The sequence below is a fragment of the Streptomyces sp. NPDC054834 genome (assembly GCF_053611185.1).
This window is the reverse complement of the sequence record NZ_JBSGZV010000036.1, coordinates 64,844-87,092: the sequence shown is the minus strand read 5'-3', so window position 1 is coordinate 87,092 and position 22,249 is coordinate 64,844. Positions and strand designations below refer to the sequence as shown.

The following is a 22,249-nucleotide window of genomic DNA, read 5'->3' as shown; positions in this document are numbered from 1 at the left end:
ACCGACGGCGACTCGGTCGACGTCGACTTCTCGTGCGGTACGTACGCCGCTGTCGAGGGAGACGGGCCGCCCAGGTGGCGGCGTACCCCGTTCTCCGTCGACGGCCTCGACCTCCGGCGGGACAAGGGGCCCGAGCGCCTTTCCGTGGGTGGAGTCTCGGTCGAGATCGGGTCGCGGTGGCGCGACTTCCAGGGCGACTCGTTGGTCACCGTCCACGTACGGGTCCTGACCGAATCAACAGGCGACGACCGACACGACATCCCTCGGACGCTGTTCCAGGTCCACCTGGCCGCCGCTCCCTCCGCCGGGGCGGAGATCCGGGAGTACGACACGACGCGCTCGATCGACACCGACCCGGAAGCCGCCGAGCTGCGCCTGCGATATCGCAACCGAAAGGTCTACGCGGTCGGGCACGGAATGGCCGCGGACTGGGAGTTCGCGGAGGGCCGTTGTGCCAAGGTCTTCCTCGAGCCCGTGCCGGCCTTCGTAGTGCCCGCCGTTGAGACCACGGGTTTCGACGAAGGGACGGCCGAAGCCGAGGCCTTGGAGCTGGGGCACCTCCAGCAAATCGACAAGGATCCCGAAGCGGTCATTCGATCGTTGGACGCCTTCCTCGAGGCGTTCGCCGGCTGGGCCTCCCTACAGATGGAACGGGCGGAGGCTTTCAGCGACGACAGGGCCGTGGCCGTCCGCATCGCCGGGCGTTCGCAGGACGCCGTCGACAGGATGAGGGAAGGCATAGACCTCCTCCGGGCGCCGGGAGGAGAGGACCTTCGAACGGCCTTCTCACTTGGCATGGCCGCCATGCGTCTTCAGATGCGGCAGGCGTCCATCAACCGCGGGAAGCCGGAGGAGCAGGTGCCGGAGCCGCGGTGGCGCCCCTTCCAGCTCGGTTTCCTGCTCGTGTCGCTGGCCTCCAGCGTCGATGAGGGGCACAAGGACCGGGACCTCGTCGACCTCATCTGGTTCCCGACCGGTGGCGGCAAGACCGAGGCATACCTGGGTCTCGCCGCGATCGAGGTGTTCCGCCGACGGCTCGCTCACGGCACGGCCGGCGGGGGAACCGCCGTCATCACGCGCTACACCCTGAGGCTGCTGACCTCTCAACAGTTCCAACGGGCCGCGGCACTGGTCTGCGCGATGGAGCGGCTGCGGGCCACCGACGACCGGGCGAAGGGCATGGCGCCGTTCTCGATCGGTCTGTGGGTGGGCAACGACGTCACCCCCGGCACGCGAGTAGACGCACGTGAAGCACTCAAGCGGCTTCAGAAGGCCGCGCGCCCGGAAGAGGCGAACGAGTTCCAGGTCGAGAGTTGCCCATGGTGTCTGACGCCCTTGGTGCCGAGGCTCAGGAGCGACAAGCCAGAGGACTACGGCATGCGCTTGGACGGTGTGGACGTCGTGCTCCACTGTGTCGACGCGTCGTGCGACTTCGCCGGCGAGCTTCCGCTCGCTGTCGTCGACGAGGTGCTGTACAAGGAACCGCCCACGATCCTCCTGGCCACCGTCGACAAGTTCGCACGTCTGCAGTTCAAGCCGGAAGCGGGCAGGCTGCTCGGTCTCGGGACCACCTTCAGGCAACCATCCATGATCATCCAGGACGAGCTGCACCTGCTCTCGGGGCCGCTCGGAACCACCGTCGCCGTCTTCGACGCGATGATCCAGCTCTTGCTGAGCCGGTCGAACTCCAGTCCCAAAATCGTGGCCTCGACGGCCACCATCCGCGCGTCCGAGGAACAGGTGGAGGGACTGTACGGGCGTGAGGTCGCCCTGTATCCGCCCTCGGGACTCGACGACGACCGGACCTTCTTCTCCCGCCCGGTGGAAAGCGGAGAAGGACGTCTCTACATCGGCCTGATGCCACAGTCGGTCTCGCAGCCGTCGGCCGTCATCGCAGCCGTCACCCCCATGGTGGAGATGCCGGAAGCGCTCGCCGCCCGCGCCCCGTCCGCCGCGTCACGCGACGCGTACTGGACGCTGGTCATGTACCACAACAGTCTTCGTGAGCTCGGACGTACCGGGACGCTGGTCGTCGACGACGTCAACGGTCGTCTGGAACCCCGAGCCGAAAGGCTCGGCTTCCCCCTGCGGCCCGTCAGGGCGGTTCTGGAACTGACGAGCCGTCGCGGAGCCGAGGAACTGCCGAACGATCTCCGCGCGCTCAGGGTCAGGGCCGACGAGTCGCCGGAGGCCGTAGACGTGGTCCTCTCGTCGAACATGCTCTCCGTGGGCATCGACATCCCACGGCTCGCGCTGATGCTCATGGTGGGGCAGCCGAAGACCACGGCCGAGTACATCCAGGCCACGAGCCGTGTCGGACGTGGAGACACGAAGGGCGTCGTCGTCACGCTGTTCCGGTCGGGAAGGGCCCGTGATCGGTCGCACTTCGAGACCTTCCGTGGCTACCACGAGGCCCTCTACCGGAGCGTGGAGCCCACCAGCGTCACACCGTGGTCGCTGGCCTCGCGCGAGCGATCGCTCGCCGGCGCGCTCGTGGCACTGCTGCGGCAGTCGTTCACTGCTCTCGCCCCGAACGAAGCGGCGGGTCGGTTCGACCTCAAGGACGGCAGGATCCACGAAGCGGTCGATCGACTCGTCGAACGGTTCCTCGGATACGTGACGCGCGCCGACGGCCTCGAAGCCCCGGAAACACGCTCCGCCGTATGGAGCCTCCTGAGGGACTGGGACCGACGGGCAGGCCAGGCACGGGAGTCAGGCGAGCCTCTGTACTACCAGCGGACGAAGAAAGACCAGGCAGCAGCTTTGTTGAAGAAGTTCGGCCAGCCCGGCGAAGGGTGGCTCGTCGCAGACTCGATGAGGTCCGTGGAGCCCAACGTGGCGGTCGAGGTCCAGGAACCGCAGGAGGAGGTGCACCATGGAGAAGATCAGGCATGACCTGCGCCTCTCCGAGACGATCTCACCGTTCGGTGTGGGAGCGATCGTCGACGTGCGAGGCGAGTCGCTCATGGCGCCGGACACGTCCTGGTGGGACAAGAAGTTCGCCCATGAGATCAGCTGTGAGCGTCTGATGGCCCGCCTCGGTGCCGGTGTCCTGAGACAACCACCGGCGCACGCGAGCCGGGCCGCAAAGGAAACCCCTGCGCTGCCGTACTGGCGCTTTCCCGCTTGGCGGTTCTGCGAGCGTTGCGACAAGCTCTCGAAGCTGACCGGTAGGAAAAAAGGCAAGTGGAGCAACACCTGCGACTGCGGCGGCGCGCTCGTACCGATGCGATATGTCGCCGTCTGTGAAAAGGGCAGCCACATCCAGGACATCAACTGGTTCCAGTGGGCGCATCGTGGGCGCGCGGCGAGCCTTAACGAAGCGGTCCGCTTCTGCCGTGACTACAAGGCACTCAGGTTTCACAAGCTGGCCACCCGCGGCGAGGGCCTCGCGGCCCTGGTGGTGAAGTGCTACGGGTGCAAGAACGAGCGCAAGCTCGCGGAACTTGTGACGAAGGGGGCCCTGCACCAGGACGGGATCCGTTGCGCGGGACGGCAGCCCTGGGAGCCGGAGAGCTCCGTCAAGAAGCCCTGCCCGTACGAGTTGGTCGCCGTGCAGCGCGGTGCCACGGGCAACTACATCGTCGACAGAATCTCGGCTCTCGACATCCCGGAGGAGCGCCCGCAGTCTGCGGAGACGGCCGACAAGATCCGTGGTCACATGCTCTTCGGGAAAGTCGTGACCGACAACGGGGGACCGCAGTCGGAAGTGTTGGCGCAGTTGATCGCCGACGATCTCGGAGTGACGGCGGAAACCGTCCTCGGCGTCGCGGCGGGGGAGGAAAGCCCCGCGGGCGAGCTGCTGCTCGACCTGAAGGACGGTGAGTGGTCGGCGTTCCTGAAGAAACTCGACGAAGGGCGCGACCGCACGGGAAGCGACTTCGTCGTCGACGGCAGAAGCCTCGAAGGGCTCGCGGGACCGCAGAGCCTTCTCGCCAAGATCAGCGGCATCGGACAGGTACGCCGAGTGCGGGAGGTCCGTGCCCTGCAAGGGTTCCGACGCCACGACGCAGAAGCGACGCTGATCAACGCCGATCTGGGGTCGGACCGGTCGTATCGGCCCACCTACCCGGCGATCGAACTGTTCGGGGAAGGAATCTTCCTGCGGTTCGACGAGGAGAAGCTCGCCGCATGGGAGGCACAGCCGGAGGTGCAGGCACGCGCCGGCATCCTCAAGACGAGAAGGGCCGACTCTCCCTGGGCCGGCCGCCTCGACGTGCCGGAACCCAGGTACATCGCCCTGCACACGCTGGCGCACTTGCTCATCCGTCGGCTGGCGTTCGCCAGCGGCTACGCTTCTGCCTCGCTGCAGGAAAGGATCTACGCGAACTCCGACCGCACGGACAAGACCGCCGGGATCCTGATCTATACCGCGGCAGGGGACGCCCAGGGGACTCTCGGCGGTCTCGTCAGGCTCGGGGAGCCCAAGAAGCTGATCCCACTCCTGGTGGCAGCACTGGACGACGCGGACTTCTGCTCCAACGACCCGGTCTGCATCGAAAGCGATCGTCAGGGAGCCTCACAGCTGAACCTCTCGGCCTGCCACGGGTGCGCCCTGGTGAGTGAGACCTCCTGCGAGACCGGAAACCGGCTGCTGGATCGACAGCTGGTCCTGGGCGGAAGCGACGTGAGAGGACTGCTGGACGACGTTCTGACGGACGTCCGACGGCCCGGGTGACGACCTTCAGCATTCTGCGGCCCCGTGGCACGTGCTTGGGGCCGCAGAGCCGGCCATCCTCGGACGCTTTCGGGCGGGAAGGGGCCCGTAACCGTCACTGCCCTCTCAGACTCTGAGGTGCTGATCAGTCTGCCTCCGGAAACCCACACGGGTTCTCGTCGGTCGACGGGCTCGGCTGCGGTGCACTGCCGCAACAGTTCCGGAGGGCCTGTGCATCCCTGATCATTTGGCTGGTCAGGGCGTGGGTTCTCTTATCGGGAAGCGCACCCGTCCACGAATGGTCCGCGTCTGCCGGGTGCCTTTTGTGCGGGGGCGTTCGCCATGTGGCTGTGCCACGGATACAGGACGCATCCCTGTCAGCGTGTCGCGCAATAGCGAGTGCTCCGAATATCCACAGGACGTATTCGAGGCGAATTGCTCCCCGAGAGGCCGAACTTGGCCGACTGGGTCGTTCGCAGCGTCGAGACAGACTCGCGTGGCGGCACGAGCTAGTTGGGCATTGCGGCAAAACGCAACTTCCAGCATGGACCGGGCGCGGGTGACTGGTGTTTCCTGGTTCGCGTGACATCTCTACCAGCCGAGGAACTCGGCGCGACGCTGCGCAGCCTGCGCCAGCGCCGCGGCATGACTCAGCGTCAGCTAGCCAGGGCTGCCGGAACCCATGTCACTCACCTTTCGCGGGTTGAGTCCGGCGAGCGAGTGACGGTGAGTCGCAGGCTTCTGGAACGGCCCTCGTCTCCTGCCGTCACGAACCGTATGAGGCGACAGCCTCGCCGTGACACACCCCAGGAGCTGGCCGTTCGACGGATCCTTCATCGGGCTGGGTTGCGCTACCGCATCCACCTCCCCGTGCCGGGCATGCCTCGGCGAAGCATTGATATCGCCTTCACCAAACACAAGGTCGCTGTCTTCTTTGACGGATGTTTCTGGCACAGCTGTCCCAACCATGCGACCAGCCCAAAAGCTAACGCGGCTTGGTGGCGAGCGAAGCTGGACCGCAATGTCATGCGAGATCGGGAGACCACCGAGCACTTGAGAGCCTCGGGTTGGGTTGTGTTGCGCTTCTGGGAGCATGAGGAATCGACCGCAGTCGCTGAGCGGGTCTGCGACGTACTGATGACCCGTAGGCAGGCTGTGGCAGGGTGATCCTCGCGGCAGACCGGGAAGCTCGGGGGAGCTTCCCAGCCGACGGTCTTGGTGGTGCGGGTTGGGGCAGGGGCCGGCTGCCACCATCCTGCGCACTCCTTTGATCAGTAGCTGGCTCCTCCTTCCGGTGAGTCGGCGTGTACCAGCTGCACTGGCTGGTCAGAGAGCGGGCCCGTGCTCAGGAGCATGCTCGTCCATGAACGGTCCGCTGAGCCACCTCTGTCATCTTGGCCAGCCGGGCGAGGCAGTCGTATAGGACTGCGACATCAAGCGCTTTGACGTCCATGGGCTGGTACGGCGAGCGCGTCTTCGCTGGGGAAACATGGCGGGGGTCTGTTCAGCTCCCGCTCCCGTCGTAGGCAACCTGCATTCGTATGGTGCCCTTGGCTGTGTGTAGGAAGGCGTCACCCTGTCCGGCCAGAGCCTCGGCGCCGGTCTCGTCCAGAATGATGCGGCTGTCAGTCGCGGTCTTCACCCTCAGGGCGAGTTGGGCTGGGAAGTTGGAGCGGATGGTCGTCGAGATAACGTCCGCGCTCGGGCGCTGCGTGGCAGCGATGACGTGGATGCCCGCAGCGCGGGCCTTCTGCGTCAGGCGCTTGAGTAGCGTTTCGATTTTCTTCTTCTCTTCGGGATCGCTGGTGAGGTCGGCGTACTCGTCCAGGACGATGACAATCCAGGGCTTTCGGTCTGCTTTGTTGACCTTGGCGTTGTATTCGACGAGCTTGCGTGTGCGGATCGCCTTCATGTCCTTGTAGCGCTCGGCCATCTCATTGACCGTTTCCTCAAGAATCTCGATGGCGTCGGCAGCGTCCATACCGATCACGCCATCAAGGTGAGGGTCGTCCTCGAAGTCGACAAGCTCGGTGCCCTTGGGATCGACGAGGCGGAGTCGCAGGGTGCTCTTGTCGTACCGGACCAGGCCCTTGAGGATCGTGTCCAGAGCGACGGACTTGCCTGATCCAGTAGTACCTGCTACCAGCAAGTGCGGTGAGTCCGCGGAGGACAGGTCGATGGCGACCGGGTTGCCTTCGATGTCGCTGCCCAGCGGGGCGATGAGGCTCTCTGGGTCGGCCGGGCACCGCTGCCACAGTGCCTTGGCGTCGACCCCGTACTTCTCGTCGTCGATCTTGGGGATCTCGAAGAGCACGGAGCCGCGGTCGCTGCGGGTGCGGATGCTGAACCCGGAGGGCAGTGCCAGGGCCAGAAAGATCTCGTCGCGTCGGTTGGTTAGCTTGTCCACGGTGACCCCAGGGTCGGGGATGAACCGAAAGATGTAAAAGCCGGGCCCCTCCTGCCACTTGCCGTTCCCTGGAGCGGTGACTCCGACCTTGTGGCGATGGAAGACGTCGAGAACTTTGTTGTATCGAAGCCTCAGCTCCTCCTCGCCGAGCCCACCGCGGTGACTATTCAGATTGTCAGGATCGGCCCCTGCTGCGATGTCACCGGCAACTGCTGTGCTCGGTACGGGCGTTCGAGCAGTCGCTACGGCAGCCTCGGCAGGTGCTGCCTGCTCTTCCTGGGCGAGGAGTTCGGAGGAAGTGCCTGAGGTGGGTTTGACGACCGTGTCGGGGATCTTCGCGGGCTCACTTAGGTTCCAGGAGTCAACGAGGTGGTCGGCATCTGTTGGGTCCTGGTTGGCGCGCAGAGCGCCGATGAGGTTCAGCAGCTCGTGTTTGTTCAGTCTCACCAGGGTGTGCCTGCCGAAGGTGTTGACCGCCGGAGCCGGCTGGTCGTCCTCGGCTGAGATGGCCACGGCAACGCCGGAGACTTGACCGAGTTGAACATCCGCGGAGCGCAGGGCGTCTAGGACCTTCGCTTCGACCTGACGATGGTCGTCCTTGCCGATCGTGGTGCGCGCTGGAAGGTCTGCGGCCCGTAGGGTGTTTCCGCTGGTCTGAGCGATTGCGGCGGCCAGCTCGTCCAGCCAGAAGGGGCGGTCGTGGCGAGCTTCGCCGCCCGAGCGGAAGGCATCCTTGCACAGGTCGGTGGTGCGGTTGAGCTGCTCTTCCGCTGAGCCGACGTCGAAGGTCTGGCGGAACTTGGACTCGGCGACCAGGACATCCAGGCGAACGATGCCGTCTTCCTGGACCGTCAGTATGAATCGGCCCAGATCGGCACGGGTTTTGTGTCCGCGACCGAACCACCGGTGGTGCTCGTCGAAGCTGATCCAGGTGATCAGGCTCGTGCCCTGCTGAGGGATGGGAAACTGCTGATCGATGACAAACCGCGTGGCCACAAGGCCGACAACTTCGTTGACCGTGGTGCCGATGCCGAGGGAGCGCAGCACGGCGCCTGGAGCCACGTTGCGGCCGACCTCGTAGATTCGCCGGGCGGTGCTTTCAGAGTCCTGCAGGGTGACGACGCCGATTTGCTCCAGGCGGCGTCGTAGTCGCTGGACGACGAACTGCTTGCCGGTCTGTGAGCTGACGATGAGGGTGTATGACTCGTTCTTGCCGACACTCGGCTTGACGAGGATGACGTCTGGGCGGTTGCGCAGGGCATCGATCTGCTCACGGCCAATGAAGCTGTCAAGGGTGACGACCCAGTGGGCCACGCTGTGCAGTTCGGCGAACAGATTCTGGTGCTGGTGGAATTGCACCTGCATCTCGAAGTAGTCGATGCCGTCGACACTCTCCCGGGAGACCGGGGAACTGCGGTCGTAGCGCACGCACAAGGTGGACCAGGACTCGAGAGTCTCGTCGGCGGTTTCGGGCAACAGCGCTCTCACGACGTTCTCGCTGGTCTGAGCCAGGTTGTGTGATGCCGGGTGCTTCCAGGGGTTGAAGGAGCCCGACAGGGATTCCTTCTTGGTGCTCTCCTTGATACTGGTCTGGGTGCCGAACAGTGCCGGAGCCAGGGCGAGGTCAATGGTGCCTTCCAGCCCCGACAGGTCTGTTGTCTGGTCGGGCTCCCATGCCTGCAGGATGAGTTGAACGTCGGGCAGGAAGCTGTCCTCGGACATCTCCGCGCCAGAGAACTGCAGATCGAAACCCTGGATGATCTCGTGATGGGTGGCCTGGGGAGCCAGGACCACCAGATCGACTTTCAGACGGGGATTCTTGGCCCGTACCTGCTTGGCCACGCGCACGGGCAGGACAGGGTCGCCGTTGCGGTCCAGAAGCAGTACGCGTAGGCCGTCAAGCTTGTGGGGGTAAGTCGTCAGGTAGTCGGTGATGACGCGGACCATCTCGTCGATCGCGGCCTCGTCGACACTGGAGAGCCATTCCTTGGACTCGCTGCCGCCGCGGCGGACCGGTGCGTACTCCTCGTGGCCGGCCGATTCCCGCATCGGGATGGCGATCGTGCCGCGCGGCCCGACGAGGACCGCCGGTGTTCCGTGTGGGGAGATGCGGTCGATAGCGTCGAAGAAGAGGTCCTCGTTCTCTTGGTTGAGGCTCAAGCCACCCTCTTTGTTGAGGGCAATCTCAATGCTGTTGGAGGTCTCTGTGTAGTTCCTTGCCAGCCATCGCAGTTTCAACGGGTGGGTGGCCAACATCATCATGCGGTGATCGGCCAGCTCGACGACGTCGGCCAGCACGACTGCCTCAAGGTCTGTATCCGGAGCGTTGTCGGGAACCAGGGTGGCGCGGGCTTCGCGGAGGATGTCCTCCCACTCGCGCACGTATTCGCCGATGTTCGTGGCGTCGAGCCCTTCGGAGAATCGCTCGAAGTGCTTCCGCTTGAGGCGGTCCAGCCGACCGGCGAAATGTGTTTCAGGGGCAGGCACCGGTTCGTCGGTCTGCCACTGCCTCGGGTCGTTGAACTTCTCAAGGAAGGTGTCGAAGGTCAGATTGCTGGCGTGGGCAGGGGGGTTTTGCCAACTGTCGATGAGGGCTGCCAGCGCTATCTGACCGGGGATGCCCATGGGGTCCCAGCGAAAGCGTCGCTGGGCGGCTCCGTCCATTTCGACCAGGAAGCGCAGCGGCGCCCACTCGATATTTAGTTCGAACGGCTCTTGAGTTTCTTGGTTCTCCGGTAGGGACGGCTTGGTCACGTCCAGCAGGCAGCCTTGGACCTCCAGAGTGAGACGGAGGCTGGTAGATTCCTGGATGTCCCGCAGGGTACGTGCGTACAGGAAGGCGAACAACCAGCGGCTCCACCGCCCGGCTTCCTGGTTTCCTTCAAGTCGGACGACGACGGAGCCTTCTTCTTCGTCGGAGAAGTAGGTCAGTTCGCGCAGCAGGGCACGCAGTGGGTCCTGGACGAACTGAGAGTCTGGGAAGGCGAGCTTCTCAACTTTGCGGCGTGAACGCTTGGACAGCAGGTCGGCCAGCGGTTCAGCGCCACCGGCGGGTGTCTCGTCAAGAAAGCGCTGGGCGGATTCCTGGTCTCCGTGGTCAAGCGCTTCTTCGATCATCATCGCGTCGAAGTCGTCGACCCGGTCCGCGGCGGTCCTCAAGATCTCCTGCTTGACCTGCTGGCCAAGGCCAATCTTCTTGGACTTCTGCTCGAAGACCTCGAGCCAAAGGGTCAGGTCCTGCCCACTGCGCAGTTGACGACGATCCTGGAGGGCAGGCCCACGGTGGTTGAGTACGAGGTCGCGCATGCGCGTTTTGACAGTCTCTGAGTCCGCACCGATGTGTTCCAGAGATTCCTCGCTGAACTCAGCCGTGTCGATGCGGTCTATCAGGTCGTCCGCGGTAATTTCCTTGCCGGTGGGCTGCTTGAAGGCACTGACGCATACGTTTTTCTTGATCCGGGCGGGCAGTGCGGCAGGCTTGGCAAAAAGGCTCCGGTCCGGGAAGAGGCCAAGAGCGGGCAGGGCAGCAGAAATCTCGGTACAGACGACGTCAGGTGTGTGGACCCGAGTTGCGACGACCTTCTGCGCCGTCTCGACGAGGAAGGCAGCCCAGCGGTGCAAGGACAGGGGATCTTCATCGGTGACGGCACGCCAGATCTCCGGCAGTGAGCTGGCCATCACGGCCGGGACGGTGCCGCTGCCACCTGCCTCCCGCCATATATCCGCCATGAACCTGTCGAATCCACGCTCACTGGAGGTGTCGTGGTGGTCGCCCAGGATTGGGGCGTCGTCAAGAGCGCTCATGGCCGCCAGGCCCTCTGCGTCCGGAGACTGCCCCCACTCGAACAGCAGCACCGCGCTGCCCTGCCCGGAATTTCGCCACTTGGTCAGCTGGTCTCCCCGATCCAGCAGGAAATCATCGGGTACGCCGGCGATCTGTTCCGACGTGCCTACCTTGACTACAACCTGAAGCTCCGGCGACTCGGACAGCCTCTGGGCCGTGCGACGGAGGGCCTCGGCTACGGTCGGCGGATCGAACCCGCTGATACGCAGACCGACACGGGCCCCGCTGGTCTCAATGACCTTGCGCAGTGCTTCATCGGCGATGAACCGGCCAAGCGCTCGGATGCTGCTGTCGGTCAACGGGGCTCTCCTCGTACCATGCTCGTTGCGTCTGAATACTGAGTGAGCAGACCGATAGCGGCCAGCTTGTCCCGGAAGGCCTTGCCGTTGTGTTCAAAGACCGATGAGTCGACCTCATGGGCCAACGGGCTCACAGCCGCGACCGTTTTCTCCGTCACTAGACCGTAGTTCCTATACAGCAACGCACAGAACTGGTCGAACTCCATCTCCGTGCCCTGCGGGATGGTGGCAGACACCAGGGCCTCAAGCATCGGCGGCTTCATGGTGAAATGTCGGCGCCCGGCCGTCGCGTTCAGGGCTCCCACAGCGGCGAGGGTCTCACTGAAGAACGCTCGAGGCGATGCGAACGCGTTGCCGGTCTCCTTGGTGAATCGCTCGTAGCGGCCCTTCTTAGCCTCGTCGCCTTCGGCTTCGTTGATCATTTCCCGGGCCTGGACGTTGATCGCGTTGGCGATGTCGTTGCGGAAGCTGGTGAGGTTCTTCTGCGACCCGCTGCGCAGCGGGGTTGCCTCGTTGCCGAAGTCCAAGAGGATTGACTCGCCATCGGTAAGGCCCAACTTCGCGCGTGCGAGACGTAGCTGGTGGCGGGCCAAGCAATAGGGGACCCAGTGCATGAGGCTCTCGGTGCGCTTGGCCCGGGGCGTCGTAGTCCGGGCGACGATGTTACGAGCCCCAGTCCTCAGCAGGCCAGGCCACGGGCTGAGGTCCTCGTACAGGTCAATGTCTCTTTCTGAATCGTCTTCGTAGGGCTCTTCGTCGTAGTCGAAGTCGTGGGCGCTGAGTGCCTTGGCGAGGTTGCCAAGAGGGGTGCCGCTGTCCCGGACGAGGTCATCAAGGCCCTGCCGGGTCGCTGCCTTGCGGTCAGGATCAGAGTCAGTACGCAGGACCTTGTAGGCCCAGCCCCCAGGGCCGCGGAACAGATAGCGCTCGATGCTCGGAGCCTTCGCCTTGACCTTGGCCGGTAGCTTCCTGGCCTGCTCCTTCTTCTTGGGGGTGGCACCGCGTTGGACGATTGGTCGCTCGACTGCGTCGTAGTGGATGAGTTCACCCACGAACGGATAGATGTGCGCCCCGAACCAGTTGGGCTGACTGCGGCGTCCCGGGATTTCGACCAACAGGGAAGAGAACAGGGCGTGGAGCGTCTCCAACGTCTCGGGAGAGTCCAGCTCGACCGCCTTGCTGAGTTCTTCGTCTCCTTCAGCGATGGGGGCCCTGGTTGCGATCCTCCGAGCCAGGTCGTGTGAGGTCCTTTTGTAGGCGACCCGGTCTCCGGCGTCCAGGAGTCCCGCGTGCTTCTCTGGGTCTTCCTGATGTGCCAGGTAGACGCCGCGGGCGATCGCGAGCATCTCCAGCGGGACGTAGAAGCCTCGGCCCTGCTGTTCAAGATTCACCCCGAAGAGACGGCGGACGACCTCTGACTTAGAACGATCAGCCATTACGCCCGCACCGACCTGATCTTGTCACCGACGTCGATCATGAGCTTTCTCATGACGTTGCCCACGAGGACCTGGATCTCGTCGTCCTTGTTCAATGAGTCAGCCAGGTCTGCCAGAGACCCGCTCAGTCCGCGGATCTCGGCCTCGTGCTGGGTCTCGCTACGCAGCCCTGCGGCCCACCGTGTCAGCAACTCGAAGCGCAGAAGATCTACTTCGACCGAAACTGCGCCCTGGCCAGGAGTGACGGCCGGGATCCGGATGAAGATGGAGCGGTTGAGCCACTCGACTGCATTCCGCATGCCCGGGATGTCGCCCGTTCGGCCTTCCTTCTGCCACTGGGTGACCTGGTCGACCACCTCGACGTTCTTGCTGGACACCCGTCGGGAGATCACGGCTGCGCGGGCGCGTTGAGCAAAGAAGGCCGGGTCGAGCACGAGGAAGTCAGGGTTGCTCCCGGCCCGGTGGATACCCTGGACGGCTTCCAAACCCTTGAGGAAACGGTCGCGCACCGTGGTGTCCGCCAGGTCCCCTCTGTCGTTCTGGACAGTGACGAAGTCGTCGCCGGCCTGCAAGCCCATGCGGGCAAACCGGTCCTTGCTGTCGATGCTGTTGAAGAAGTCAGCACGTCGCAGGAACGTGTACAAGCCCCTCAGCTGTTCGGCCTGCTTCTGCGCGTCCCGGGTCGTACGGGCCTTCTGCAGGTAACTTTTGGGATCCCCGGGAGGAAACCGGCCGGCTGTGTCCGGATCGAGACGGTCGTCAACCTGGCGACGAGAGACCTTGCCCGGGTCCAGCTTGCGCAGCGTGAGGAACGCAGGAACACGATGACGCTGTTGCTGGGTCAACTGGTCGCCGAAGAGCGCCTGATGGTACAGGTGGGGTGCTTGCCACAACCTGTTCGAATGCGACCGCTGGTACTTGGCGTGGACGTTCTCACAGGACAGCCCACCAGTGATCATGTAACTGGTCACCGAGAGCGCCTGACGAGTCGTAACAACGGCTCCGGCGCGCTCGGCGGCAGCAAACAGCTCTCGGACCGCGGCCCGGCGCTGAGGGCCGTGAGTGGCATCGTTCAACTCGTTACGGTTGGCCAGAATCGGGCAGACATCACGTGCATCACACGTCTCACAGGCCTTCCACCGCGACCATTGCGGGGTCGTCCACTGCCTCAGAACCCAAGGGACGAACCCACCAGTGCGACTGTCAGCCGCTACGGACTGGTAGTTGAGGTTGATGACAGTGACTGCGCCATCGGGGTCGCTGACCTGCCCACGAGCAATGCCATCTGTGAGGGTCTTCACCAAAATCTTGGCGCGCCCGGTGCCGCCGCGGTCGAGGTTGTCGTCTTCGGCAACGCACTTACGCAGCTGGCCCTCGTTTGCGCAGATGATCGCGACCCCCTTGTCCGGGGGGTCAAGCAGCTCCACGAGCTTGTGGGCGCCCGCCTGAAGGCTTAGCTCGCTGAGGTCCCTGAGGATGTACAGCGGGCGCCCGCTACGGGTCAGGGCAACGGGGCGGCCGGCGTCACCGTCCTTGAGCAACTCGTTGAAGACTGTCCTTCGGACATCTGATGGGACTGATTCGCCACCCATCCTCAGCTCGGCCAGCAGGTTGGCGCACAGGCTCGTCTTGCCGTGCCCGGCGTCTCCGGTGAGGACGATGGTCTTCGTGGTTGGTTGCTCGATGGCGCTCACCAGGTACTCCAGCGTCACGACGGGGTACGGTGACTGCGTCCGGTCCGCCTGGTCCGCCTGCTCGTAGATCATCTCCGAGGCGTCGACATCGAACGGCTGGTAGCGACGTATCCGTTGGACGTGTTTGTTGACCTCTAGCGGCATGCTGCTGTCCTTCGTCGACCGAGCCGTGAGCGCTGCAAAAGTCTAGCCGTCAGCACTCCTGACGGTAGATCAAATGCCTTTCTAAGGCGCTGATGTGCGCCTGGCTCGTCAGCGCCTGACCGTGCCAGGGATCTTGAGAATCTTGGTCATCGGGCTTGGTGCTGAGGCGCGCGTTGTTGACTGCGATCGCATTTCGGAACGTACGGGACGTAGTCCTCGTAGACGTTGCGGTAGCAGCAGCGGCGTACCTGATGGCCGTTGGCGAGCATGTTCAGGGCGCCCTTGATGTCGGCAGGTGAGGCGTAGAACCGCCTCGGTCGGCACGTCAGGCGACGCTTAGGTACCGGTCTACCGCGCGCGACGATCCTTGATCGAGTACCATGACCGCTCGTTCCGCCGGTTCTAGAGGCAATGGCAGATGGGGGTCACACGTGGGTGAGCGGTACCCCCTGCGCGCCAAGCGGCGGCCGAAGTTTGAAGGAGGGGTTGGCTCTCTGCGAGTGGTGGACCTCTTCGCCGGCTGCGGTGGCCTCACCCTCGGCATCGCCCAGGCAGCCCACAAGCATGACGTCTCGCTCGATGTTCGCCTCGCAGTTGACTTCGAGGCAGCTCCCACCAAGGTTTTCAAGGTCAACTTTCCTGAGGCCAACGTCCAACAGGGAACCGTCGAGTCCTATTTTGACGGTGACCTTGGCGCTTCGTTGACCGCTCAAGAGGCCGAGACTCGCTCGTTGGTGGGTGAGGTGGAGCTCCTGATCGGCGGGCCGCCATGCCAGGGGCACAGTAACCTCAACAACCACACCCGCCGTGATGATCCCAAGAACCGCCTGTACCTGCGTATGGCTCGCGCTGCAGAGGTTTTGCGCCCCAGGGTAGTCGTCATCGAAAACGTGCTGGCCGTTGTCAATGACAAGCAGCAGGTGGTCTCACGCGCCATCGTTCACCTCAAGAAGCTTGGATACGAAGTCGCCACCAGTCGTATCGACCTACTCAAGCTCGGCGTGGCCCAGACACGCAAGCGCCACATACTGTTGGCCGTCCGCGAAGACGCGCTGCCTTTCGGTTTCTCGGCTGCTGACCTGCTGCAGATCGAAGACCGCAATGCTACACCCCATGACTTGCGCTGGGCGATCGGCGACCTGCTCGACGTGCGACCGAAGTCATTCTTCGATGAAGCTGCCATACCCAACGCGGATAACCAGCGGCGTATGGAGTATCTCTTCAAGAACGACGAGCACAATCTGCCGAACGAAGAGCGCCCCGAGTGTCACCAGGGCAAGCACAATTACACGTCAATGTATGGCCGCTTGTGGTGGGACCGTCCGTCTCAGACCATTACCAGCGGCTTCGCAACGATGGGACGTGGACGGTTTGTCCATCCTGGTGTCCCCCGATGTCTGACAGCCCACGAGGCCGCGCGTATCCAAGGCTTCCCAGACTATTTCAAGTTCGTCGACGAGAGGGCCAAGCCTCGCTACGAGCTGACTCGCACCGAGGTTCAGGTCATCATCGGCAACGCCGTCCCCCCACCCCTGACCGAGGCGCTGACCTCCATGCTCTTCGACGCTGAAGTTCTGCAGGTGAAGGACGAGGTTTCCCAGCAGCTTGAGGACGACTACGCTGCCTCTGCTGTCGACCTCGCCTGCTGAGCCTGCAACGGGCTGACTCCATCCGAGGGCATTTTGAAGTAGGCGAACTGCCCGCTGCTGCCTAGCACTTCTCTCACCGGGTTGGCGTGGCCGCCTCCGTGAGCGTCCCTTGGCTGCTCCTTGTGTTGCGGCCACCGATTAACGGTCATGCCATGGGTTCGACGGAGTTTCAGCGGCCGAGTCGAGCGTTGGCCGACAGGGGCGGCGGTGGCGTCGGCCGGAGAGGTGGACGCCCGCGAGGTGGCCGAACGTGCGGGCAACAGTGTTGAGGTGCTGCTGGGCCGCTACGCCAAGTGCATTGATGGGCGGGAGGAAATCGCCAACCGCAAGATCGAGGAGTTGCTGCGCGAATACGAGTGACGAGGCACATAGCCATTAGCCCCTGGTCCCTGCGCGGGCCGGGGGCTTCGTCGTGTCCCCGTCGCAGGGCGTCGGCCGCTGGTCGACTTCCAGCGCCCACCAAATTCTTGGTCAGCTGGCTACCGGAAATTGACTGCGGTTTCCCGTATGAGCTTACTTAGCGAGGAAGATGAGCCGCAGAACGATCTCGCCGTCGTCGATCTCTCCGGTGGGCTCGAACCCGAACTTCTGGTAGAAGGGCCACGGTTCGCCGTCGCCGGGATCGTAGCTGGTCAGCAGCTCGGTGACGCCGTCCGCACGAACCAGGGCGGCGATCTGCGTGAGAGTGTCTCGGCCGATCCCTCGCCTCTGGTGCCGCTTGTCGACGAGGAGGCGCCAGATGAAGTGCTGCCCTTCGTAAGGACCAGCCAGCGGCTTCCACGACAGCATCACGAAGCCGACTGGCTCGTCGCCGATGTACACGGCGCGGTACCAGGGATTGGCCTCCGGGTGCTGTGCCGCCTGCTTGAGCGACTTGGACACGGAGGCGACGAACCGCTTCTGGTCGCGTCGGACGCGGAGGGCACGCACGGCATCCCGGTTGTCGTCGGTGATCTCGCGCAGGTGTACGCCTGGAGGCCTCATGCCACGCCCCTTCCTGCATGCGGCGGCTGTGCCGTCCGGACCGACGTGAAGAGTCGCCCCCGTGTGGCAGTCAGCCGCAGCGTATTAGGCGCCGCGGATCTGGAGCGGGACCGGCACGCCGGGCTGGTTCGCTCCAAAATAGCCGCTGTGACCTGGGCAGACGCGCGCAGTTCCTGTCCACAAATAGTCCACAGACCCCGTCCTGGGGCCGCTCAGCGTTGCATACGCCTGCGCATACGCGAAGACCCCGGCCTCAGCGTTTCCGCTGGTGACGGGGTCTTTGGGCACCTCATTCTGGGTGCCCCCGGCAGGATTCGAACCTGCGCACACGGCTCCGGAGGCCGTTGCTCTATCCCCTGAGCTACGGGGGCGTGTCGGTGGGGAGCTGTTCGCTCCTGGCGACGGGTAGAACACTACCAGCTCTGATGGAGTGTTCATGAACGGGTTTCCGGGGGCGGGGAGCGGGCGCGTCGCTCGGACGGGGTGGAAGTGGGGAAAACCCGGACGCGGTGGCCGGTCCGGACCTACTCTCGAGTTGTGCCAGGCGCGTCGGGGCGGGTGCTTGTTGTGGACGACAACAAGGTCATCCGGCAGCTGATCAGGGTCAATCTCGAGCTGGAGGGTCTCGAGGTCGTGACCGCGGCCGATGGTGCCGAGTGTCTGGAACTCGTTCATCAGGTGCGGCCCGATGTTGTGACGCTGGACGTCGTCATGCCCCGTCTGGACGGTCTCCGGACCGCCGAGCGGTTGCGGGCCGATCCGCGGACGCGTGATCTTCCGCTGGCCATCGTCAGCGCGTGTACGCCGTACGAGGTCGAGGCCGGCCTCGATGCCGGGGTCGACGCCTTTCTCGCCAAGCCCTTCGAGCCCGCGGAGCTCGTTCAGCTCGTCAGGCGGTTGATCGACCGGGGGAGGGCGGATGCCGTCGCCGTCGGTGGGGAAGCAGCCGAGCCGGGTGATCGGCATCAGCATCAGGAGCGGCAGGAGTATCAGGAGCGGTAGGTGAGTGCGAGAGAGAGTGTCCGTATAGCGGGACACCGGCTCAAACCGGCTCGCCTACCCACCCCCCTCCTCCCCTACCCTTGTCCCGTGACCCCCGTCGAGCTCTCCCGCACCGTGTTGCACGCGGTGCGTCGTGCCGTCGATGAAGGGGAGCTGAGTGTCACCGTGCCGGAGCGGGTCGTGGTCACGCCTCCCGGGCCGGGAGGGTGTGGGGACTACGCCACCAACATCGCACTACAGCTCGCCCGCCCGGCCGGGCAGCCTCCCCTGCGGGTCGCCGAGATACTGCGACCGCATCTCGTGGAGGTGGAGGGGGTCGAGGACGTCGTCGTCACCGGGCCGGGGTTCCTCAATATCTGCCTGAAGACAGACGCCGACCCCGCCGCCGGACTCGTGCGCGAGGTACGCGAGCGGGGGCCGGCGTACGGGCACAGTGACGCGCTCGCCGGGCAGGTCGTCACTCTGCGCGTGCCGTACGACGTCCGGGCCGAGGTCATCGCCGACGCGCTGGTGCGGATCGTCGCCACCCAGGGTGGGCGGGTCGAGGTGGAGCACGGGGAGCCCGTCAATCTGCGGCCCGTGCCGGCCCCGGAGGACCCCGCCCCGCTCGGGCCCGACGCCGCCCAGTGGGCCCTGCTCCATCCCGCCCCGCACGACCGGCCCCGGATCACCGCCGACCACCTGGTCCAGCGCGAGGGCAACCCCCTCTTCCGCGTCCGGTACGCCCACGCCCGTACCCGGGCCCTCACCCGCAACGCCGCCCGCCTCGGCTTCAGCGCCGAACCCGGTGACCCGGAACAGACGGAACAGCCGGAACAGCCGGAACAGACCGAGGCCGGCCCGCTCGTCGCCGCCCTCGCCGACCACCCCCGCATCCTCGCCGCGGCCGCCACCCACCGTGCCCCGGACCGGCTCGCCCGGCACCTCGTCACCGTCGCCGATGCCGCGCTGCCCTTCCTGCTGACCGTGCTCCCGCGCGGCGAGGAGAAACCCTCGGCCGCCCACCGTGCCCGGCTCGCCCTCGCCGAAGCCGCCGGGACGGTGCTGGCCGGCGGCCTGTCCCTGCTCGGCATCGACGCACCCGACCACCTCTGAAAGAGCACGCCCAAGATGAGTCGTTCCGCACACCCCGCCGGGCCCCGCCACGCCGACGTCCTCCCCGAGGGGCACTACTCCGCGCCGCCCACCGACCTCAACGCCCTCGATGCGAAGGTGTGGGCGCAGACCGTCACCCGGGACGCCGACGGGGTCGTCACCGTCGGGGGTGTTGATGTCAAGGCGCTCGCCGAGGAGTACGGCACGCCCGCGTACGTCGTCGACGAGTCCGACTTCCGCGCCCGCGCGCGTGCCTGGCGTACCGCCTTCGGGCCGGACGCCGACGTCTTCTACGCCGGTAAGGCGTTCCTGTCGCGTGTCGTCGTGCGGTGGCTGTACGAAGAAGGACTCAACCTCGACGTCTGCTCCGGTGGGGAGCTGGCCACCGCCCTCTCCGCCGGGATGCCTGCCGATCGCATCGCCTTCCATGGCAACAACAAGTCCGTGAGCGAGATCCGGCGGGCCATCGAGGCGGGGGTGGGGCGTATCGTGCTCGACTCCTTCCAGGAGATCGTCCGCGTCGCCCACATCGCCCAGTCCCTCGGCGTGCGCCAGCGAGTGCAGATCCGTATCACCGTGGGCGTGGAGGCGCACACCCACGAGTTCATCGCCACCGCCCACGAGGACCAGAAGTTCGGGATTCCGCTCGCGGGCGGGCAGGCCGCCGAGGCCGTGCGGAGGGCCCTTCAGCTCGACGGGCTGGAGCTGATCGGGATCCACTCCCACATCGGGTCGCAGATCTTCGACATGTCCGGGTTCGAGGTCGCCGCGCACCGGGTGGTGGGGCTGCTCAAGGACATCCGTGACGAGCACGGGGTGGAACTGCCTGAGATCGACCTCGGCGGCGGCCTCGGTATCGCTTACACCAGCGACGACGACCCACGTGAGCCCCACGAGATCGCCAAGGCGCTGACCGAGATCGTCACGCGGGAGTGCGAGGCCGCACGGCTGCGGACGCCCCGTATCTCCGTCGAGCCCGGGCGCGCCATCGTCGGGCCGACCGCCTTCACGCTCTACGAGGTCGGCACCATCAAGCCCCTCGAAGGGCTGCGGACGTACGTCTCCGTCGACGGCGGCATGTCCGACAACATCCGCACCGCGCTGTACGACGCCGAGTACAGCGTCGCCCTCGTCTCCCGCACCTCCGACGCCGCCCCGATGCTCGCGCGCGTGGTCGGCAAGCACTGCGAGAGCGGGGACATCGTGGTCAAGGACGCCTTCCTGCCCGCCGACCTGGCACCGGGTGACCTGATCGCGGTCCCGGCGACGGGGGCGTACTGCCGGTCCATGGCCAGCAACTACAACCACGTGCTCCGGCCGCCCGTCGTCGCCGTGCACGACGGCGAGGCCCGGGTGATCGTCCGCCGCGAGACGGAGGAGGACCTTCTGCGTCTCGACGTCGGCTGACGATGATGCCGGCTGAGAACGATGCCGGCTGAGGAGGATGCTGGCTGAGGGTTACGTCGGCCGACGACGACGTCGGCTGACGACGACGTCGGCCATGGAGACAGCGGTGGCACCAGCGCCACCGAAGCGGTCTGCGGCACCGTCGACACCTACGGTGCCGCGGAGGGAGGGGCGGGAGAAGTGCGGAGCGACCGCCGGAGTGACCGCCGGAAGATCTACGGTCTTTCCCGTGCCCCGAAATGAAATAGATGTCTCACGATCCGGACATGGGATAGAAAGTCCCGTCCGGTGAGTGAGACTGGTCCAACCGTAGACGGTATGAGGAAACGAGGTCGGATGATGCGTACGCGTCCGCTGAAGGTGGCGCTGCTGGGCTGTGGGGTTGTCGGCTCAGAGGTGGCGCGCATCATGACGACGCACGCCGCCGACCTCGCCGCCCGCATCGGCGCCCCCGTGGAGCTCGCGGGCGTGGCCGTGCGGCGGCCCTCCAAGGTGCGTGAGGGCATCGACCCGGCGCTCGTCACCACCGACGCCACCGCCCTCGTCAAACGCGGCGACCTCGATGTCGTCATCGAGGTCATCGGCGGGATCGAGCCCGCCCGTACGCTCATCACCACCGCCTTCGAGCACGGCGCCTCCGTCGTCTCCGCCAACAAGGCCCTCCTCGCCCAGGACGGCGCCGCCCTGCATGCGGCGGCCGAGGCGAACGGCAAGGACCTCTACTACGAGGCCGCCGTCGCCGGCGCCATCCCGCTGATCCGGCCGCTGCGCGAGTCCCTCGCCGGCGACAAGGTCAACCGGGTGCTCGGGATCGTCAACGGGACGACGAACTTCATCCTCGACAAGATGGACTCGACCGGCGCCGGGTACCAGGAGGCCCTCGACGAGGCCACCGCCCTGGGGTACGCGGAGGCCGACCCCACCGCCGACGTCGAAGGCTTCGACGCCGCCGCCAAGGCCGCCATCCTCGCCGGGATCGCCTTCCACACCCGGGTGCGCCTCGACGACGTCTACCGCGAGGGCATGACCGAGGTGACGGCGGCCGACTTCGCCTCCGCCAAGGAGATGGGCTGCACCATCAAGCTGCTCGCCATCTGTGAGCGCTCGAAGGACGGAGCCTCCGTCACCGCGCGCGTGCACCCGGCGATGATCCCCCTGAGCCACCCGCTCGCCTCCGTGCGCGGCGCCTACAACGCTGTGTTCGTCGAGTCGGACGCCTCAGGGCAGCTGATGTTCTACGGTCCCGGCGCCGGCGGCGCGCCCACCGCCTCCGCCGTGCTCGGCGACCTCGTCGCCGTCTGCCGCAACCGGCTCAGCGGGTCCACCGGGCCCGGCGAGTCGGCGTACGCCGCGCTGCCCGTCTCGCCCACGGGTGATGTCGTCACGCGCTACCACATCAGCCTCGACGTCGCCGACAAACCGGGTGTTCTCGCCCAGGTGGCGACCGTGTTCGCCGAGCACGGGGTGTCGATCGATACCGTTCGGCAGCAGGGCAAGGACGGTGAGGCCTCCCTCGTCGTCGTCACCCATCGTGCGTCCGACGCCTCCCTGACGGGGACCGTCGAGGCGCTGCGCAACCTCGACACCGTGCGGGGTGTCGCCAGCATCATGCGGGTTGAAGGAGAGTAACC

Annotated in this window: 13 protein-coding genes and 1 tRNA gene; 9 read left to right on the top strand and 5 right to left on the bottom strand. The window is 65.5% G+C overall.

Features of this window, described 5'->3' with window-relative positions:
• Positions 1-417: 417 nt before the first annotated feature.
• The 3 genes from ACWGJM_RS35205 to vsr all read left to right on the top strand — a co-directional run bounded on the left by ACWGJM_RS35205 (position 418) and on the right by vsr (position 5,824).
• Positions 418-2,895: a helicase-related protein gene (locus ACWGJM_RS35205; RefSeq protein WP_453415822.1), complete on the top strand. Its 2,478-nt coding sequence runs from the start codon at positions 418-420 to the stop codon at positions 2,893-2,895.
• Positions 2,876-4,678 carry a DrmB family protein gene (drmB, locus tag ACWGJM_RS35200; protein ID WP_453415821.1) on the top strand — a complete coding sequence of 601 codons (1,803 nt, stop codon included), beginning with the start codon at positions 2,876-2,878 and terminating at the stop codon, positions 4,676-4,678. The genes ACWGJM_RS35205 and drmB overlap by 20 nt, the downstream gene beginning before the upstream one ends.
• A 561-nt stretch (positions 4,679-5,239) precedes the next feature.
• Positions 5,240-5,824 (top strand): DNA mismatch endonuclease Vsr, encoded by a 585-nt coding sequence (vsr, locus tag ACWGJM_RS35195; protein ID WP_453415830.1) that lies wholly within the window; start codon positions 5,240-5,242, stop codon positions 5,822-5,824.
• A gap of 337 nt (positions 5,825-6,161) precedes the next feature.
• On the opposite strand, the gene ACWGJM_RS35190 is transcribed toward vsr, so the two are convergent.
• The 3 genes from ACWGJM_RS35190 to ACWGJM_RS35180 are packed head-to-tail and all read right to left on the bottom strand — an operon-like array spanning position 6,162 to position 14,481.
• Positions 6,162-11,207 (bottom strand): FtsK/SpoIIIE domain-containing protein, encoded by a 5,046-nt coding sequence (locus tag ACWGJM_RS35190; protein WP_453415820.1) that lies wholly within the window; start codon positions 11,205-11,207, stop codon positions 6,162-6,164.
• Positions 11,204-12,643 carry a hypothetical protein gene (locus ACWGJM_RS35185; protein ID WP_453415819.1) on the bottom strand — a complete coding sequence of 480 codons (1,440 nt, stop codon included), beginning with the start codon at positions 12,641-12,643 and terminating at the stop codon, positions 11,204-11,206. Before ACWGJM_RS35185 ends, ACWGJM_RS35190 begins: the two co-directional genes overlap by 4 nt.
• Positions 12,643-14,481 carry a hypothetical protein gene (locus tag ACWGJM_RS35180; RefSeq protein ID WP_453415818.1) on the bottom strand — a complete coding sequence of 613 codons (1,839 nt, stop codon included), beginning with the start codon at positions 14,479-14,481 and terminating at the stop codon, positions 12,643-12,645. The genes ACWGJM_RS35185 and ACWGJM_RS35180 overlap by 1 nt, the downstream gene beginning before the upstream one ends.
• A 503-nt stretch (positions 14,482-14,984) precedes the next feature.
• Here ACWGJM_RS35180 and ACWGJM_RS35175 point away from each other — a divergent pair.
• Together ACWGJM_RS35175 and ACWGJM_RS35170 are read left to right on the top strand one after the other, a co-directional pair.
• A complete protein-coding gene (locus ACWGJM_RS35175) occupies positions 14,985-16,130 on the top strand; it encodes a DNA cytosine methyltransferase (RefSeq protein ID WP_453415817.1) in 1,146 nt (381 codons plus the stop codon).
• A 207-nt stretch (positions 16,131-16,337) separates the two neighbouring features.
• Positions 16,338-16,490: a hypothetical protein gene (locus ACWGJM_RS35170; protein ID WP_453415832.1), complete on the top strand. Its 153-nt coding sequence runs from the start codon at positions 16,338-16,340 to the stop codon at positions 16,488-16,490.
• Between the two features lie 153 nt (positions 16,491-16,643).
• Here the strand turns inward: ACWGJM_RS35170 and ACWGJM_RS35165 are convergent, their stop codons facing one another.
• Positions 16,644-17,114 carry a GNAT family N-acetyltransferase gene (locus tag ACWGJM_RS35165; protein ID WP_453415816.1) on the bottom strand — a complete coding sequence of 157 codons (471 nt, stop codon included), beginning with the start codon at positions 17,112-17,114 and terminating at the stop codon, positions 16,644-16,646.
• Between the two features lie 299 nt (positions 17,115-17,413).
• A tRNA-Arg gene (locus ACWGJM_RS35160) sits at positions 17,414-17,485 on the bottom strand.
• A 187-nt stretch (positions 17,486-17,672) separates the two neighbouring features.
• Here ACWGJM_RS35160 and ACWGJM_RS35155 point away from each other — a divergent pair.
• The 4 genes from ACWGJM_RS35155 to ACWGJM_RS35140 all read left to right on the top strand — a co-directional run bounded on the left by ACWGJM_RS35155 (position 17,673) and on the right by ACWGJM_RS35140 (position 22,247).
• Positions 17,673-18,116, top strand: coding sequence for a response regulator (locus ACWGJM_RS35155; RefSeq protein ID WP_453415829.1), 444 nt, complete (start codon positions 17,673-17,675; stop codon positions 18,114-18,116).
• Positions 18,117-18,203: 87 nt separating this feature from the next.
• Entirely contained in the window at positions 18,204-19,211 is a 1,008-nt protein-coding gene (gene nrtL / locus ACWGJM_RS35150; protein WP_453415815.1) for an ArgS-related anticodon-binding protein NrtL, read from the top strand.
• 15 nt (positions 19,212-19,226) lie between these two features.
• Complete coding sequence (gene lysA / locus ACWGJM_RS35145) at positions 19,227-20,618, top strand: diaminopimelate decarboxylase (protein WP_453415814.1); 1,392 nt, start codon at positions 19,227-19,229, stop codon at positions 20,616-20,618.
• 336 nt (positions 20,619-20,954) lie between these two features.
• Positions 20,955-22,247 carry a homoserine dehydrogenase gene (locus tag ACWGJM_RS35140; protein ID WP_453415813.1) on the top strand — a complete coding sequence of 431 codons (1,293 nt, stop codon included), beginning with the start codon at positions 20,955-20,957 and terminating at the stop codon, positions 22,245-22,247.
• Positions 22,248-22,249 lie beyond the last annotated feature (2 nt).